Annotated in this window: 16 protein-coding genes and 1 tRNA gene; 9 read left to right on the top strand and 8 right to left on the bottom strand. The window is 43.1% G+C overall.

Going from position 1 to position 16,599, the window contains the following annotated elements; genetic code table 11:
• The first annotated feature begins 14 nt into the window (after positions 1–14).
• Positions 15–995 (top strand): tripartite tricarboxylate transporter substrate binding protein, encoded by a 981-nt coding sequence (locus tag QMN06_RS08285; RefSeq protein WP_281969654.1) that lies wholly within the window; start codon positions 15–17, stop codon positions 993–995.
• A gap of 79 nt (positions 996–1,074) precedes the next feature.
• On the opposite strand, the gene QMN06_RS08280 is transcribed toward QMN06_RS08285, so the two are convergent.
• Complete coding sequence (locus QMN06_RS08280) at positions 1,075–1,329, bottom strand: hypothetical protein (RefSeq protein ID WP_281969653.1); 255 nt, start codon at positions 1,327–1,329, stop codon at positions 1,075–1,077.
• 125 nt (positions 1,330–1,454) lie between these two features.
• Positions 1,455–2,618: a cupin domain-containing protein gene (locus QMN06_RS08275; RefSeq protein WP_281969652.1), complete on the bottom strand. Its 1,164-nt coding sequence runs from the start codon at positions 2,616–2,618 to the stop codon at positions 1,455–1,457.
• An 89-nt stretch (positions 2,619–2,707) separates the two neighbouring features.
• Here QMN06_RS08275 and QMN06_RS08270 point away from each other — a divergent pair, with 89 nt between their 5' ends.
• On the top strand, positions 2,708–3,313 hold the full coding sequence (locus QMN06_RS08270; protein WP_281969651.1) for a peptidylprolyl isomerase: 606 nt from the start codon (positions 2,708–2,710) through the stop codon (positions 3,311–3,313).
• Positions 3,314–3,328: 15 nt separating this feature from the next.
• On the opposite strand, the gene mutS is transcribed toward QMN06_RS08270, so the two are convergent.
• Genes mutS through QMN06_RS08255 form a run of 3 tightly spaced genes read right to left on the bottom strand, consistent with a single transcriptional unit; the run spans position 3,329 to position 7,465 of the window.
• Complete coding sequence (mutS, locus tag QMN06_RS08265) at positions 3,329–5,968, bottom strand: DNA mismatch repair protein MutS (RefSeq protein ID WP_281969650.1); 2,640 nt, start codon at positions 5,966–5,968, stop codon at positions 3,329–3,331.
• Between the two features lie 4 nt (positions 5,969–5,972).
• On the bottom strand, positions 5,973–6,722 hold the full coding sequence (gene cysE / locus QMN06_RS08260) for a serine O-acetyltransferase (RefSeq protein WP_281969649.1): 750 nt from the start codon (positions 6,720–6,722) through the stop codon (positions 5,973–5,975).
• Between the two features lie 2 nt (positions 6,723–6,724).
• Positions 6,725–7,465 (bottom strand): RNA methyltransferase, encoded by a 741-nt coding sequence (locus QMN06_RS08255; RefSeq protein WP_281969648.1) that lies wholly within the window; start codon positions 7,463–7,465, stop codon positions 6,725–6,727.
• A 122-nt stretch (positions 7,466–7,587) separates the two neighbouring features.
• Here QMN06_RS08255 and QMN06_RS08250 point away from each other — a divergent pair, with 122 nt between their 5' ends.
• On the top strand, positions 7,588–8,427 hold the full coding sequence (locus tag QMN06_RS08250) for an inositol monophosphatase family protein (RefSeq protein ID WP_281969647.1): 840 nt from the start codon (positions 7,588–7,590) through the stop codon (positions 8,425–8,427).
• Here the strand turns inward: QMN06_RS08250 and QMN06_RS08245 are convergent.
• The 3 genes from QMN06_RS08245 to QMN06_RS08235 are packed head-to-tail and all read right to left on the bottom strand — an operon-like array spanning position 8,413 to position 10,437.
• A complete protein-coding gene (locus QMN06_RS08245) occupies positions 8,413–9,210 on the bottom strand; it encodes a UDP-2,3-diacylglucosamine diphosphatase (protein WP_281969646.1) in 798 nt (265 codons plus the stop codon). The genes QMN06_RS08250 and QMN06_RS08245 overlap by 15 nt on opposite strands.
• An 8-nt stretch (positions 9,211–9,218) precedes the next feature.
• Complete coding sequence (locus QMN06_RS08240; protein ID WP_281969645.1) at positions 9,219–9,716, bottom strand: peptidylprolyl isomerase; 498 nt, start codon at positions 9,714–9,716, stop codon at positions 9,219–9,221.
• A gap of 28 nt (positions 9,717–9,744) precedes the next feature.
• Positions 9,745–10,437: a tetratricopeptide repeat protein gene (locus QMN06_RS08235; RefSeq protein ID WP_281969644.1), complete on the bottom strand. Its 693-nt coding sequence runs from the start codon at positions 10,435–10,437 to the stop codon at positions 9,745–9,747.
• 223 nt (positions 10,438–10,660) lie between these two features.
• On the opposite strand from QMN06_RS08235, the gene cysS reads away from it, so the two are divergent.
• The 6 genes from cysS (at position 10,661) to QMN06_RS08205 (ending at position 16,548) form a co-directional block, all read left to right on the top strand.
• The gene (cysS, locus tag QMN06_RS08230) at positions 10,661–12,085 is read left to right on the top strand and encodes a cysteine--tRNA ligase (protein ID WP_281969643.1); all 1,425 of its coding nucleotides are present in this window, start codon (positions 10,661–10,663) and stop codon (positions 12,083–12,085) included.
• A gap of 12 nt (positions 12,086–12,097) precedes the next feature.
• A complete protein-coding gene (locus QMN06_RS08225) occupies positions 12,098–12,733 on the top strand; it encodes a DNA-3-methyladenine glycosylase (protein WP_348649136.1) in 636 nt (211 codons plus the stop codon).
• A 45-nt stretch (positions 12,734–12,778) separates the two neighbouring features.
• Positions 12,779–13,747 (top strand): acetyl-CoA carboxylase carboxyltransferase subunit alpha, encoded by a 969-nt coding sequence (locus QMN06_RS08220; RefSeq protein ID WP_281969642.1) that lies wholly within the window; start codon positions 12,779–12,781, stop codon positions 13,745–13,747.
• Entirely contained in the window at positions 13,716–15,032 is a 1,317-nt protein-coding gene (gene tilS, locus QMN06_RS08215) for a tRNA lysidine(34) synthetase TilS (RefSeq protein WP_281969641.1), read from the top strand. The genes QMN06_RS08220 and tilS overlap by 32 nt, the downstream gene beginning before the upstream one ends.
• A 79-nt stretch (positions 15,033–15,111) precedes the next feature.
• Complete coding sequence (locus QMN06_RS08210; RefSeq protein ID WP_281969640.1) at positions 15,112–16,362, top strand: aspartate kinase; 1,251 nt, start codon at positions 15,112–15,114, stop codon at positions 16,360–16,362.
• A 93-nt stretch (positions 16,363–16,455) separates the two neighbouring features.
• A tRNA-Ser gene (locus QMN06_RS08205) sits at positions 16,456–16,548 on the top strand.
• The last annotated feature ends 51 nt before the right edge of the window (positions 16,549–16,599 follow it).

The following is a 16,599-nucleotide window of genomic DNA, read 5'->3' as shown; positions in this document are numbered from 1 at the left end:
AGTCAGGAAGTTTGATGAAAAAGTATTTAGTTCATTTATCGTGGGTATTGATTGCTTTGATTCCAGTATGGAGTGTTGCGCAAACCAACTATCCGCAAAAGCCAATCCGACTGATCGTGCCGTTTCCTCCGGGTGGATCGACTGATATTTTTTCTAGAATGTTGGGTGAAAAATTAACACTGATTTGGAAACAACCCGTGATTATTGAAAACAAAGCTGGAGCGAGCGGGCAAATCGCGGTCAATGAAGTGCTCAAAGCCCCCGCCGATGGTTACACTGTTTTTATGGGGCATATCGGTACATTGGCAGTCAATCCATCTTTATTTAAAAATCTCTCCTATGATCCCGTCAAAGATTTTGCGCCTATCAGTAGGATAGCTTTGGTACCCAATATTTTTGTTGTTAACCCCAATCAGCCATTTAAAACCATTCAAGAGTTAATTACATACGCAAAAGCCAATCCAGGCAAACTCACCTATAGCTCAGGTGGTAGTGGTGGTGCTGCGCATATTGCCATGGAATATTTTAAATTGGTTACTAAAACGGATATTTTGCATATTCCGTACAAAGGCACTGCGCCAGCAGTGATGGATTTATTAGGCGGACAAGTTAGTATGACGATGACGGGAGCCCCCCCACTCATGCAACACATAGTGGCAAAGAAAGTTGTGCCTTTAGGAGTATCTAGCTTAAAACGGATTGACGTACTGCCACAGGTAGCAACCTTATCCGAATCAGGAGTTCCCGAGCTCAAAGGCTTTGATGCTACGCAGTGGTATGGAGTGGTTGTAAAAGCAGGTACACCCCGCGAGATTGTCGATAAACTAAATCAGGGGACAAGAATGGCTTTTGACACGATCGAAGCCAAAGAGAAACTGCGCAATGAAGGAGCCATAGTTCAAGTGGATACCCCAGAGGAATTCCGTGGCTTTATTAAATCTGAAACCCTACGTTGGGGGAAGGTGGTTCGTGAAGCAAATATTACTCCGAATTAATCGCTTACCAAACTTCACAAAAACAACCTTAAAAAACAAAAAAGCCGCTCAAAAGAGCGGCTTTTTCTAACAGAAAGAATTACTTCTTCATTGCGTCTTTAGCAGCATCAGCGGCAGCAGTACCAGCGTCTTTAGCAGCATCAACAGCGGCAGCAGCGCCATCTTTAACAGCAGCACCAGCTTGGCTAGCAGCATCTTTAGCGGAATCAACTGCAGCAGCAGCTTCTTGTTTTGCAGCTTCAGCAGCAGGAGCAGCAGGAGCAGCAGTTTCAGTTTTGCTACAAGCGGCTACAGCCATAGCTAATAAAGCAGCTAGTAATAGTGACTTCTTCATGTTTAATATCCTTTTAATTAATTGAATCAATATAACAACAATCTTTTGTAATTGGAGTTGGACCCATATTTAAATCCAAACTTATTATATCTAAAATTGATGAAATGTCCCAGAGTTTTCCCTAATTAGTCATATTCCCCTAATTCGAACCAGCCATTGGTGTAACCCTCATAAATATGTTCAAACATCGAAGGGTAGGCCAAGAAACGGCGACATTGCTTTGGAAGGAAGCCTCGTTGATGAGCAAACAGCAGCCAGTATTCGTAAGCCTCTGATTTCTTATCAATATAAGTTAGGATCGCACCATTACAAAACAGGTAATCTCCACTTATATTTAAGCGTGTTTGTGGGTGGACATGTAAACCTTGAAGAACACATGCTGCCCTGAATTCACCTTCGGAAAGGAGGTCAATTGGTGGTGAAAAAACAACTTGAGGTTTAGGTTCTGAGAGGATTTCACCGAGAGCAAATTCCAGTAATTCATCTAAATTTTTGCCATGCCAAGGAAGTTCATTAAAGCGATTTTTTAGAGACTGGGTTAAATGCGAAGGTATTTTGGAAGGTCGATCTGTGGCAGATTGATGTGGGTCTGTCAGAATCTGGCCTAGACTTAAATCGTCCTCGAGTTGATCTGCCAAGCGCCATAATGTCTCTTGAAGAAGCTCGCGCCAGCTGAGTGAGCGAAAGCCAACCGACCACGTTTGTGTGCCAGGATCTAGAGCAATGCCATCATGCGCAATTTGCGGCGGTAGGTACAATAAATCGCCAGGATTTAGAGTCCATTCATCGCTTGGATTAAATTGTTCCAAAATTTTCAGAGGGAGTTCTTCGATAAATCCTTTTTTTGGATTTGACTGAATTTTCCAAGTACGACGACCCTCCATTTGAATGAGGAAGACATCATAGGAGTCAAGGTGCGGTCCAACACCACCGCCAGGACCGGCAATACTAATCATCAAATCATCTAAACGATAATCAGGAATAAAACGAAACCAAGATAAGACTTGGGCTGCAGCTGGATGCCAACCTTCCATCCCTTGAATCAGCAAAGTCCAGTCTTTTTGATTGATTTTAGGGATTTTACGGACAGTGTGAGGACCATGTTCCAAAGTCCAGGGATTTCTTTTGACTAGTCGTGACTCAACAAGGTCGTAGCCTGCAAGTTCATATAGTTCCTTACTAGAAATTGGACTGGTCAGCTCAGGATTTTGGGCAAAGGCTGGAATTGCGCCACGAACCAGAAGCGGTTTCTTTTGCCAATAATCACGCATAAATTCAGTAGGACTCATTTGTCCTAACAAGGCCCAAGGATCTTTGAGTGGAAGAGGGAATGGAGGAGTTGGGGGGGTGTAATGAGGTTTCAAGTAGAATATCTTTAATGAAGATTGAAAAAAATACAGTTGTTTCTCTAATATACCGTTTATCAGACGCTCAAGGTAATTTAATTGAAGAGTCTGCAGATCCCATGATATATTTACATGGTGGATATGCAGGCACTTTTCCTAAAATAGAAGAGCTGCTTGAGGATCAAGAAGTTGGTTTTGAGACCAATATTCAACTTGAACCGCATGATGCTTTTGGTGATTATGACGCAGAATTGTTAAGAATTGAACAGCGTAATCGTTTTCCTGAACCATTAGAAATCGGGATGCAGTTTGAAGGAGTTCCGAGTTTAGATGATGAGGAGGATGGGGCGGAGTTCATTGCTGCCGATGATGAAGATGAGCAGACTCTCATTTACACTGTTACCGATTTAGCTGAAGATCGCGTTATTTTAGATGCCAATCATCCCTTAGCAGGTATGGCACTACGTTTTTGGATTCAGGTAACTGAGGTCAGGTTGGCAACCAGTGAAGAGGTTGAAAACGGACGTGCACAAGATGCAATGGGACTCATGATTGGTGATCAAGATGATGATACCGATTACGATAATTTGGATGATTTGATCAGTAATGGGCCTGACAATCACCCAACCTTGCACTAACGACAAAAACTTCAACTAATTAAGAAGTTTTTTTAGCTCGTAGAGGGCTTCTAAAGCTTGTTTAGGACTTAAAGAATCTGGATCAAGTTCACGGATCGCAAATTCCACCGGATGAGGCTCAGTTGCAACAGATTCTGCACCTTGGTCAAACTCCTCTATGGGTTGAGCAAATAGATCATTTTGGATCTGATGACTATCATTTTGCGCTTCAAGTTGTAGTAGTTTTTTGCGTGCCTGCGTAATGATGGGTTTTGGTACACCTGCAAGTTGAGCTACTTGCAAGCCGTAGCTTTGGCTCGCATGACCAGGTTTGACTTGATGTAAAAAGATCAGTTCACGACCTTGTTCAATCGCAGATAAATGGACATTGACACATTGTGGATAGTTACTCGGCAAATGCGCCAGTTCTAAATAATGTGTGGCAAATAAAGTAAAGCTGCGATTAACCTCTAACAAGTATTTGGCAATCGCCCAGGCCAGGGATAAGCCATCAAAAGTCGAAGTACCACGACCGATTTCATCCATCAAGACCAGGCTATGTTCCGTCGCTCGGTGCAAAATACCTGCCGCCTCAGTCATTTCAACCATAAAGGTAGATTTACCACTTGCTAGGTCATCTGCCGCACCAATTCTGGTGAAGATTTGATCAATTGGACCTAGCTTTGCATGGGATGCCGGTACAAAGCTGCCGATATAAGCCATCACCGTTATCAAAGCTACTTGCCGCATATAGGTCGATTTACCACCCATATTAGGACCCGTAATCATTAACATTTTCCGATTGCTTTGCAAATGGGCATCATTACTAGAGAACGATAAGGACTTTTTGGCTAATTGTGCTTCCACCACTGGATGACGACCTTGTTGGATTTCGATAACTGCTTGCTCAACGAGCTCAGGACAATGCCATTCATAGGTTTTAGCACAACTGGCAAAGCTTGCAAGAACATCGATTTTGGCAAGAGCTTTAGCGATGACCTGTATCGTTTGAATATCTTTTTGCAGCATTTGGACTAATTCTTCAAACAATTGTTTTTCTAGAGCAAAACTCCGTTCTTTTGCGGAAAGAGCTTTGTCTTCAAAAGCTTTTAATTCTGGGGTGATATAGCGTTCCGCGTTTTTGAGGGTTTGGCGACGTTGATAATCTAGAGGCACTTTATCCGTCTGACCATGAGTCACTTCAATAAAAAAACCATGGATTTTATTAAATTCAACGCGTAAAGTATTTATTCCTGTGCGGACGCGTTCACGGGTTTCTAGGTCAATTAAAAATTGACCCGTATCCGCTGATAAAGCGCGAAGCTCATCTAAATCTGGATGGTAACCATCCGCAATCACACCACCTTCTCGAATCACACTTGCAGGATCTTCCATGACTGCTCGACGCAACAGATCAAGCATATCCTCTTCGACCATTAAATCATTTTTTAACGCACTGATTAAAATACAATCACGCTCCAGTTCCGTTAAGGTCTCACGAATCTCCGGCAGAGAACTCAGAGTATCACGTAGGCTAGAGAGATCTTTCGGACGAACGCTTTTGAGGGCAATGCGAGAAGCAATTCGCTCAATATCAGAAATTCTTTTTAATTCAGCGCGTAATTCTTGAAAAGTAAAAGGGTTGCTCAGGAACTGTGTCACCACTTCATGGCGCTGTTTGATCTCGGCTTGAGATCGAATCGGGTGGTGAACCCAGTGACGTAACAGGCGACTCCCCATGGGACTTGAGCAATCGTCGAGTAATGAATACAAAGTAGGTTCAGGTTCGCCCCTTAATGTTTGGGTTAACTCGAGGTTTCTCCGCGTGGCAGCATCCATACCAATATACAGATCACCCTGTTCAATTTGACAGGACTGAAGATGTGGAATTTTTCCCGACCATCCCAAACCTTGTGTATAAGCAGCGAACGACAAGAGAACGCCGACTGCTTGTAAGGCGAGTTCCATTGGATGATTTTCATCAATCCCGATCACTGATAAATCAGGTATTCCCAGTGTGTCCTTTAAGCGTGCAGCACCATCTTTGGTTTGCCACACCCAGGAGGGCACTTGCTCCGTATTTGGAGCTTCCAGATAAGCAATATCTTGCAACATTTCTTGTAAGGCTAGACTTTGTTCAGGTTGGCATAGCCACTCTTGCGGCAAAATACGCGCAAGATATTGCGGTAGATCACCCCTTGGAAATTGCGCCATTTTTAATTCACCACTCGCCATGACTAACCAAGCAATACCAATTTGCTGGTGATGCATTGTTAAGGTGAGCAGGGTATTATTTTGACGTTCCGATAAAAGTGCTTTATCTGTTACAGTGCCGGGCGTTAGAATTCGCATGACCTTTCGTTCAACCGGACCTTTACTTGTTGCTGGGTCGCCGATTTGTTCGCAAATCGCCACACTCTGACCCGCTTGAATCAATTTGGCAAGATATTGTTCAGCAGAGTGATAGGGGACTCCCGCCATTTTAATGGGAGAGCCATTGGATTGACCACGTTGGGTGAGGGTAATATCAAGGATCTTCGCAGCAATTTGGGCATCTTCAAAGAAGAGCTCATAAAAATCACCCATTCGAAAGAATAAAAGAGCGTGCGGGTTTTCTGCTTTAATCCTCAAAAACTGTTGCATCGCAGGTGAATGACCAGCAAATGAATCTTGCATCGTTTCAGTCTTTCAACCAGTTTTTTAATTGGGTAATTTCTTTGGCATGATTCTCCGACTCAGCGCAGTCATCAGTATTCGTTCGTATTTGTTGCTCAAGAGATTTCACTTTATTCTCCAACTCTAAAGTAATATCAATCAAACTTTTAAGAGCTAAAGAGACAGGATCATCTGCTTCTGGCGTAATGCCATAAGCAGAAAAGTGTTCTTTTGCGGCGTCAGTTGCATTTGCTGGTAATTCGGCGCGAACAATACGTGCTGGAATACCTACTGCAGTGGCATTCGCTGGCACTTCTTTTAAAACAACTGCATTGGAACCAACTCTGGCATAGTCGCCAATCGTAAAACCACCCAGTACTTTTGCCCCAGCGCTGACGACAACACCTTTACCAAGAGTTGGGTGACGTTTAACCCCTTTGTACAAAGAGGTCCCCCCCAGCGTTACACCTTGATAAATCGTACAGTCGTCACCAATCTCGCTCGTTTCACCAATCACAACACCTAGACCATGATCAATAAAAACACGTTTACCAATTTTTGCACCTGGATGTATTTCAATTCCATTGAGGATGCGAGAGAGATGCGATAAAAAACGAGCGGGCCATTTTAGATTGGCATTCCATAACCTGTGGGAAATACGGTGGATCCAAATAGCATGAAGGCCTGGGTAGCAAGTAATGACCTCAAGACGACTTCTTGCCGCAGGATCGCGTGCAATAATCGAGTCGACTGTTTCAAAAAAATATAATGACATAACTATAGTTTAATTCTTTTATCTTTAGTCAGTAACATTTGCTTTGCCACCCCTCTTAGAAGAAGTACTTCCTCCGTTTGCAGTTCTGCCCGATCAAAGAGTGCGCGGAGTCGATCGATCAATTTTTTGGGGTGCTTTGGATCTAAAAACTCGATGGCCTCCAATCCCTCAGCTAGGTGGTCCATGAGAGCATTGATCGACTCAATACTTGCACGGCTAGGGATTGCATCATTTTGCAGGGTAGTTGGTTTAAGCTGCGAAGCTTGGCGCATTTCATAAGCGCAGATCATTACCGCTTGAGCCAGATTTAAAGATGGATAGTTGGGATTAGCATCAATCCAGACACGATGAGAACAATAATGAAAGTCTTCATTACGAAGACCCGTGCGTTCCGAACCAAATAAAAAAGCACAAGGAGTGTTCTGGGATAGAGCTTGCTGAGCTAGTGTGCAGGCTTCTTGAATCGAAATCGCCGGAGGACCAAATTCACGATCACGCGAAGTTAGGCCAAAAACATAGGAAAACGGAGCACATGCTGAAGCTAAATCCGCAGTGACTTGCGTATTGTCTAAAACATCCACCGCGCCACTGGCCAAGGCAATTGCTTCAGGAGCTTGCGCCATATCTGCAGATTTAGGGTTGACCAGACATAACTGCTCAAAACCCATGGTTTTGATAGCTCTGGCCGCAGAGCCAACATTTCCCGCATGACTCGTTTCATGCAAAATCCAAGTAACACCCATCTTGATTCGCTTTCTTTGCTTAAATTAGTTAAAATAGAGAACTTCGTTAAGTATGACTTAACTTGCTCTTTATCAACTTGTGTTCTTCTTTGTTTTGTATTCTACTTTTAAGAGAAATTCTTATGCATCCGATGATGAATGTCGCAGTAAAAGCGGCGCGTAGTGCAGGTAATATTATTAATCGTGCCTCCCTTAATTTGGAGCGTTTGCAGGTCGCTAGAAAGCAACAAAACGATTTTGTAACAGAAGTTGATCAAGCAGCAGAGTACGCAATCATAGAGGTTTTAAAAGAAGCCTATCCCACCCATCACTTTTATGCCGAAGAAAGTGGTTATTTAACTGCATCTGGAGAAAGTCTTGGAGCAATCTCTTGGGATGAAGTCGTGGCTTTGCAGCAGACTGAAGAAGAGCACTTCATGTGGGTTATTGACCCCATTGATGGCACCACAAACTTTATTCATGGATTTCCGCAATTTGCCGTATCGATTGCCTTATTTGTTAATGGTGTTGTTCAGCAAGGATTAATTTATGACCCAACACGTGACGAATTATTTACCGCCACCAAAGGTGCTGGCGCCTATTTAAATCATCGTCGTTTGCGAGTGGCACAGCAATTGCGCTTAGCAGATTGCTTAATTGGCACAGGCTTTCCGTACCGTAATGATCAAAACTTAGATCACTACGTCCATCTCTTTAAGAGGATGACCAGAAGTTGTGCAGGCTTGCGTCGACCAGGAGCAGCTTCCTTAGACTTAGCGTATGTAGCAGCCGGGCGCCTAGATGGATTTTTTGAAGGTGATTTAAAGCCTTGGGATATGGCCGCAGGGATTTTGTTAATTCAAGAATCCGGCGGATTAGTTGGTCAATATGATGGGGAAGAGGGTTATTTTTCTTCTGGACAAATTATGGCCGCCAATCCAAAAATATTTGCCCAAATGGCGCCTTTATTATCCAAGGCTTGAAGTATTGATTAAATCAATGGCAGTAATGCCTGAGGGATTAATGAGTAAAGCATTGGCGCGAGGCTTCATTTCCGGGTGATCTAAATCCCAGTCTGAGAGGACCCATCGGGTCCAAGAGTGATTGCCGAGTTGTTCTTCTTGCATACCTGGACGGTGTGTATGACCATGTATTAAACGTGGACAGTGATACTTCTCAGTTACTTTGGCGCAGGCCTCTAAGGTAACATTCCCTTTGATATTCGCGGTCATCGGGTCAAAATATTCGCGACGTTGATATTTCATGGCCGCGCGCGAGCGAAGCCGATCACCCATCTTTTGCCGGAACTTGGGAGGAATCAGCATAAACAGATATTGAAAAAATGGTACGCGAGTAAAATTTCGAAATAATTGATAAGCAGGATCAGCAGTGCACAGCATATCTCCATGGGAGAGCAGCCAAGATTGCCCCCCAATCGTGACAACACTAGGATCAGGAAGAGCTGTCCATGAGGTAATTTTTTGGAAATCTTTGCCCAACATAAAATCTCGATTACCCGCAATAAAGAATACTTGCACACCTGAAGCGCTAAGTGCCTGAATTTCATTCGCGATGCTTCGGTTAAAGGGGGTGTGCATGTGAGCATCATCCCCAACCCAAAATTCAAATAAGTCACCAATAATAAAAACCGCCTGAACTTGCCTTGCTTCGTTTTTACAAAAATCGATAAAACGATTCGCTGTAAAAGGGTATGCAGCCGTAAGATGCAGATCAGAAATAATCAGTGCACGATCAAATTCAGGCATGGTGGGTATTAAAGAGCAACAGCCTCAAGAACGACAACGTCTTCTTTCGGCACATCTTGATGAAATCCAGCGCTACCTGTTGGCAATTTACGGATTGTATCAACTACGTCCATTCCTTCAGTCACCATACCAAACACCGCATAGCCCCATCCTTGTGGAGTTGGTGAGCTATGATTTAAAAAATCATTATCTACGACATTAATAAAGAACTGTGAAGAAGCTGAGTGAGGATCACTGGTACGAGCCATAGCAACGCTACCACGAACATTTTTTAAACCATTCGCGGCTTCATTTTCGATATTTGCACGAGTTTCTTTTTGCTTCATACCCACTTCCATCCCACCACCTTGAACCATGAAATTACTAATCACACGATGAAAGATCGTACCGTTGTAATGACCAGAGTTTACATACTCTAAAAAGTTAGCACTTGAAAGTGGAGCGAGTTCCTCATTGAGTTCAATGATGAAATCACCATGGTTGGTTTTGAATTGCACACGTGACATATTTTTCCTTTGAGGTTTAAAAAAATGGTTATTGAGAAGTAATTGCTTCAGCCAATTTTCTTTTTTTATCAGCTTCGGTCATTCTCCGATTTTGCTTAAAAGCTTTATCGTAATAGCTAGCAGCTATAAGAGTATAAATGTCTCCTAAGTTTTGCAGGCCAATTGCATAATTCGGTGAGAGTTTGAGGCACATCTCAAGATTATCGCGCGCTAAATCGAGCTTACCAGCGCGAGCATAAAGAACCGCTAGATTATTATATGGTTCCGGAATTTCAGGATACTTCTCGATAAAAGCTACGAGGGCTTGGCGAGCACTTTCCAACTGGCCTTGTTCAGTCAAAATACGTGTCCGAATAAATAGGATTTGAATATTTCGCGGACTTTTTTTCGACTCAACATCAATTGCTTTGAGCGCCTCATCCCATTTTTTTTCTTTCATGAGCTTTGCAATATTGGCTGGAACGCCATTTTTAGAGCTTGTATCTGTTGACGCATTTTGTAAAGCGATAAAAGGCGTTGCTAGAGTAGGTGTATTTTGGGTAGTTTGAAGACCCGTATTATTAGAAGTCATCGAGGTAGAGGTCCCAAGAGGCGAGTACACGCCTAAATTACCAGGATTTTTGGTGGCTTCTTCTAGAGTAGTTGGCACATGATGATCAAGATTAGATTCTTTTGCGATTGAGATTTGATCCTTTTGATCTTTCGGTGTTTCTGGATTCATTGTGCTGCATGCGAAGAGTAAGGATACACTCAGGAGAATTACGCATTTTTTCCAAGCGAATGAAAAGTGATGATGATTGGTGTTGAACTTAAAACTCAAAGGAACTTGTTGTGGCATTTTTAATTTCTCAATGTTGAAATGATATTTTATGGCACTATTGACTATACTTGCGAGTTAGAACAATTGAACAAGATTATGTTGCGCTTTTATCACTTTAAATCCTATGCTTCAAATATATAACACCCTACATCGTCAAAAAGAAGTTTTTCAGCCAATCCAAGCAAACAAAGTATCTATTTATGTTTGCGGTATGACTGTATATGATCAATGTCACATTGGTCATGCCCGAGTCATGATTGTATTTGATATGGTCGTGAGATGGTTAAGAGCGAGTGGTTATGAGGTTACATATGTCCGAAATATTACGGATATTGATGACAAGATCATTAAGCGTGCAGTTGAAAATCAAGAGTCGATTGCAACCCTCACCCAACGCTTTATTGATGCCATGCATGCAGATGGCGATGCATTAGGCGTCCTGCGTCCCGATCATGAGCCTCGGGCCACGCATTATATTCAGCAAATGCAAGAAATGATCTCAGGCCTCATTGAGAAAGAATTGGCATATCAGGCCGATTCAGGGGATGTGATGTATTCGGTGAGAGATTTTCCACCCTACGGTCAATTATCCGGTAAAACTTTAGATGATTTAGAAGAGGGTAATCGCGTTATTATTGCCGGAGATAAAAAAGATCCACTAGATTTTGTTTTGTGGAAAAGCGCAAAAGAAGATGAACCCGCAGACACACGCTGGGCATCTAAGTGGGGTGAGGGCCGTCCTGGTTGGCATATTGAATGTTCAGCCATGGCATGTGATATGTTGGGTTATCACTTCGACATTCATGGCGGAGGTGCGGATCTTCAGTTCCCTCATCATGAAAACGAAATTGCTCAGAGTGAAGGCGTCTATCGAACCTTTACCGAGGATGGTCAAAGTACCGATCCGCGTTTTGTGAACTATTGGATGCATAACGGCCATGTGCGCGTTAATAATGAAAAAATGTCTAAATCACTTGGTAATTTTTTTGTGATTCGAGATGTCTTAGCGCAGTATGACCCAGAAGTGATTCGTTTTTTTATTCTCCGAGCGCACTATCGTAGCCCAGTGAACTATAGTGATGCGACCCTCGATGAAGCGGCACAAGGGCTTGAGCGTTTGTATACCGCTCTAAAAGATCATGATTTAAATCAAACAACGCCTTTAATCGATATTTGGGTAGAGCAGTTTCATGCGGCGATGAATGACGATTTCAATACCCCAGAAGCGATTGCTGTTTTATTTGGATTATCTACCGAGGCAAATAAAGCTCGGCAACAAAATGAGATGGACTTATATCAATCGCTGGCGCATACGTTAAAGCATTTAGCTGGATATATGGGACTTTTACAAAGAACGACACAAGCATATTTACAGAGTGGCCAATTGCAATTGAATGAGTCAGAAATTGAAGCACTCATTGAGCAGCGCGCAATCGCCAAGAAGAACAAAGACTTTGCAAAGTCAGATGCCATTCGTCAGGACTTACTGACCAAGGGTATTGTGCTAGAAGATCAGCCCCAAGGTAAAACCACTTGGCGTAAAAATTAAAGAGAGTCATTGATGACGAAGGACATGGATTCAATGGAAGACTATTGGGAGGATGCCTGCCATCAACTCATTACACAGGATCGCATCTTAAAAAAGATCATTCCAAAGTATCGTGATACTGGAGTTGTTTCACGAGGTGATCCATTCTTGACTTTAGCAAGGTCGATTATTGGACAGCAGATCTCCGTAGCGGCAGCCCAAGCCGTGTGGAATCGTTTTGAATTAACCATGCCAAAAGTAACGCCCAAGCATGTTTTAGTCTCTGAGCCAGAGGCACTTCGTGCGGCAGGCTTATCTTATCGAAAAATAGAGTATGTAAAAGATTTAGCTGATCATTTTCATAACCATGGTTTAGCCAAGACCAAATGGCATACCTTAGACGATGAGCAAATTATTAAAGAATTAACTTCGATTAGGGGGATTGGTCGTTGGACAGCAGAGATGTTCCTCATCTTTAATTTAAAACGACCAGATATTTTGCCACTGGATGACATTGGTTTGTTGAGAGCCATTTCAATCAATTATTTCAGCGGAGAGAAAGTCACACGCGCAGAGGCCAGAGAGGTTGCTGCCAATTGGGCGCCGTATCGAACCGTCGCGACTTGGTATTTATGGCGCAGTATTGACCCTATTCCTGTCGATTATTAGTTCAAAAAATCATATAAAGTAAGATTTGGGATGTAAAATAGCCTTATGAAAACTACGTTCCTAGATTTTGAGCAACCGATTGCAGAATTAGAAAACAAAATCGAAGAGTTACGATTTGTTCAAGACGAATCTGCAGTGGATATTTCTGATGAAATTAGTCGTCTTGCTGAAAAAAGCCAGCAACTGACGAAAGATATCTACACCCGAGTTACGCCTTGGCAGGTGTCACAGATTGCGCGTCATCCACAGCGTCCCTATACATTAGATTACCTCAATCAGATTTTTACTGATTTCCACGAGTTACATGGTGATCGCTCTTTTGGTGATGATCTCTCGATCATTGGTGGTTTAGCAAGATTCAATGGCACCTCTTGTATGGTGATTGGACATCAAAAGGGCCGAGACACAAAAGAGCGTGCTTTGCGTAACTTTGGGATGAGTCGACCGGAAGGGTATCGCAAAGCAATGCGCCTGATGCGACTTGCAGAAAAGTTTGAAATCCCTGTATTTACTTTTGTGGATACGCCAGGGGCATTCCCCGGAATCGATGCCGAAGAGCGGAATCAATCTGAAGCGATTGGCCATAATTTATATACCCAAGCAGAACTCAAAGTGCCGATTATTTCTACCATCATTGGTGAAGGCGGTTCAGGTGGTGCGCTGGCGATTGCGATGGGTGATATGGTACTGATGTTGCAATTTGCGACCTACTCAGTGATTTCACCAGAAGGGTGCGCTTCCATTTTATGGAAAACTGCAGAGATGGCACCAGAAGCTGCCGAGCAATTAGGCCTTACCGCACATCGTCTCAAAGGACTTGGTTTGATTGATAAGATCGTGAATGAACCAGTTGGAGGGGCTCACCGTGATTACGAAGGAATGTGCACGAATCTCAAACGAGCACTGGCAGATTCCTTACGTCAATTTTCTGGAATGAGTGTTAAAGATTTACTTGAACGCCGTCATGAAAGGCTCATGAGTTATGGTAAGTTCAAAGACACATCCAGCAAATAAAATCCCAACCGTTGATTCTGCCACGCGCATTGCCGTGGCTTTTAGTGGGGGCCTAGACTCCACCGTTTTATTGCACTCGACGGTCGCGGCCTATGGCCCTGAACATGTCATCGCATTGCACGTTAATCATGGCTTACAAGAAATTGCGGATGAGTGGGTGTTGCACTGCGCGCATGTGGCAGATTCATTCGAAGTTACTTTTGATTTTCGGTTGATCAACTGGCCTGACGGAGTGGGCGAGATGAGTAATGTAGAGGCTCAGGCGCGTGAGGCGCGTTATGAAGCACTTGCGCAAATGTGTCAGCAACACAGGGTTACTGATCTTTTACTCGGTCATCACCAAGATGATCAGGCTGAGACCGTACTTTTGCAACTATTACGAGGATCAGGTTTGCCGGGCTTATCAGGTATGGCAGCACAGCGCGGTTTAGAAAGAACTGATATTCGAGTATGGCGACCTTTTATTGATCTATCCCGTAAAGATTTAGAGTCTTATGCCAAAGAGTATCATTTACAGTGGATAGAAGACCCCAGTAACCAAGACGATCACTTTACAAGAAACTTTATCCGCTTACGGATCATGCCTATTCTAGAAAAAATACAGCCCCAACTTAGAAAAAACTTAAGTCGTACTGCATCACATATGGCGGATGCGCAGCACTTGTTAGATCAATTAGCGGATATTGATTTGAATGTGATGACCACCGAAGATGGTTTAGATATTGTTTACTTAATGGCTCTTCGTTTTGAAGATATGGCACGCGCCAATAATGCGCTGCGTCGTTGGATCTTTCTACAAGGCTTAAATATGCCTAGTGAAGAGCGGCTCACTGCTTGGTGGGCTGATCTTGAGCAACTAAAAAATATGGCAGATCACCAATTACAGTGGGTGCATGACGGAAAACACTTAAGAGTGTGGCGTCAAAAATTATCCGTTTGCGATCCTAGTATTACCCCTGGGCGCTGGGAATTTATGAAGATTGATGAAGACTCAGATGAATTTGGTTTGGCGCTAGAGGTTTATCAAATGGCGATGAACAATCAAGCAATACAAGAAAAAGTTCGGTCAGGTGGTGAAAAGATTCGTATACACCCCAAGCAGTCACGAAAAACCCTCAAAAAAATCTTTCAAGAGTTGGATGTTCCTCCTTGGCAACGCACAGCAAGGATTTTATGTTTGGATAATGAAGTATTAGCTGTTGTTGGTGTTGGGTTACATGTAGACCTACTTACTCAATATGGGCCACGCGTCAAACCGATTTTTATAAAAGAGAGCGCCCACTGAAGTTGAAGAAGAGCACGCACAAAGGTGTAAAATAACCCTTTATTCATCAAGCGTATAAAAATTACGCAAAAGTATTCATATGGCATTAATCGTACATAAATATGGTGGGACCTCCATGGGGTCACCTGAACGTATTAAAAATGTGGCAAAGCGCGTTGCGAAGTGGCAAAAAGCTGGTCATCAGGTCGTGGTTGTGCCATCCGCCATGTCAGGCGAAACTAATCGCCTGTTAGGGTTGGCGAAAGAGATTAACCCAGATCCAGACCCACGAGAACTTGATCAAATTGCCAGTACTGGAGAGCAAGTCAGTTCAGGATTGTTAGCGTTAGCACTCCAAGCTGAAGGGATAGCAGCATTAAGTTATGCTGGATGGCAGGTGGTGATACGAACCGATTCGGCGCACACTAAAGCGCGTATTCAAGGAATTGAAAAAGAAAAAGTTCTTGCTGATTTAGCACAAGGTAAGGTGGTGGTAATTACTGGTTTTCAGGGTGTTGATGAAAAAGGCAATATCACTACACTCGGACGCGGTGGATCCGATACCTCTGCGGTAGCAATTGCTGCTGCACTAGGTGCGGAAGAGTGTTTGATTTATACCGATGTGGATGGTGTGTACACCACAGATCCTAGAGTCTGTGATGAAGCGCGTCGGCTCGACCGAATTACGTTTGAAGAAATGTTGGAGATGGCAAGTCTTGGCTCCAAAGTCTTGCAAATCCGCTCAGTAGAATTTGCGGGAAAATATCGCGTTAAAACACGTGTTTTATCATCGCTGACCGACCCGATGATCCCTCTTGAGCAAGAGATGGCATCTGGCACATTAATTACCTTTGAGGAAGACAATAAAATGGAAGCTGCAGTTATTTCTGGTATTGCATTTGCCCGGGATGAGGCAAAGATTACGGTTCTTGGAGTTCCGGATAAGCCAGGCATTGCCTATCAAATTTTAGGCCCTATAGCAGATGCCAACATTGATGTGGACATGATTATTCAGAATCAATCGGTTGATGGTAAGACGGACTTTACTTTCACGGTTCCAAGGGCTGAGTATCAAAAAGCAACAGAGATTTTGAAGACCAAAGTGCAATCGCACATGGAAGCTAAAGAAATCTCTGGGGACCCCAAAGTATCTAAAGTCTCTGTAGTGGGTGTTGGCATGCGCTCGCATGTTGGTATTGCGAGCAAAATGTTTAGAACGCTTTCGGAAGAGGGGATTAACATTCAGATGATTTCGACCAGTGAAATCAAGATTTCTGTATTAATAGATGAAAAGTATATGGAACTTGCAGTCAGAGCATTACATAAAGCTTTTGAACTTGAGCAGAAGTAATAAGTAGTTGATTTATTAAATAAGTTGTTGATATTCCTTGGGGGTTTTTAATAAATCCGTTAGAATAGCAAACTTGTAGTTTTAGCGTATTACGGAGACGTGGCCGAGTGGTCGAAGGCACTCCCCTGCTAAGGGAGCATCTGGCTAAACCCTGGATCGGAAGTTCGAATCTTCTCGTCTCCGCCAATAGGCTATGCAAATCAAATACTTACATAAATTTTAATTTTTATGTACCAT

The sequence above is a fragment of the Polynucleobacter sp. SHI8 genome (assembly GCF_027944005.1).
In the GTDB taxonomy this organism is placed as follows: domain Bacteria; phylum Pseudomonadota; class Gammaproteobacteria; order Burkholderiales; family Burkholderiaceae; genus Polynucleobacter.
Note: the sequence above shows the minus strand (reverse complement) of the source record. Positions and strands in the feature narration are given on the sequence as shown.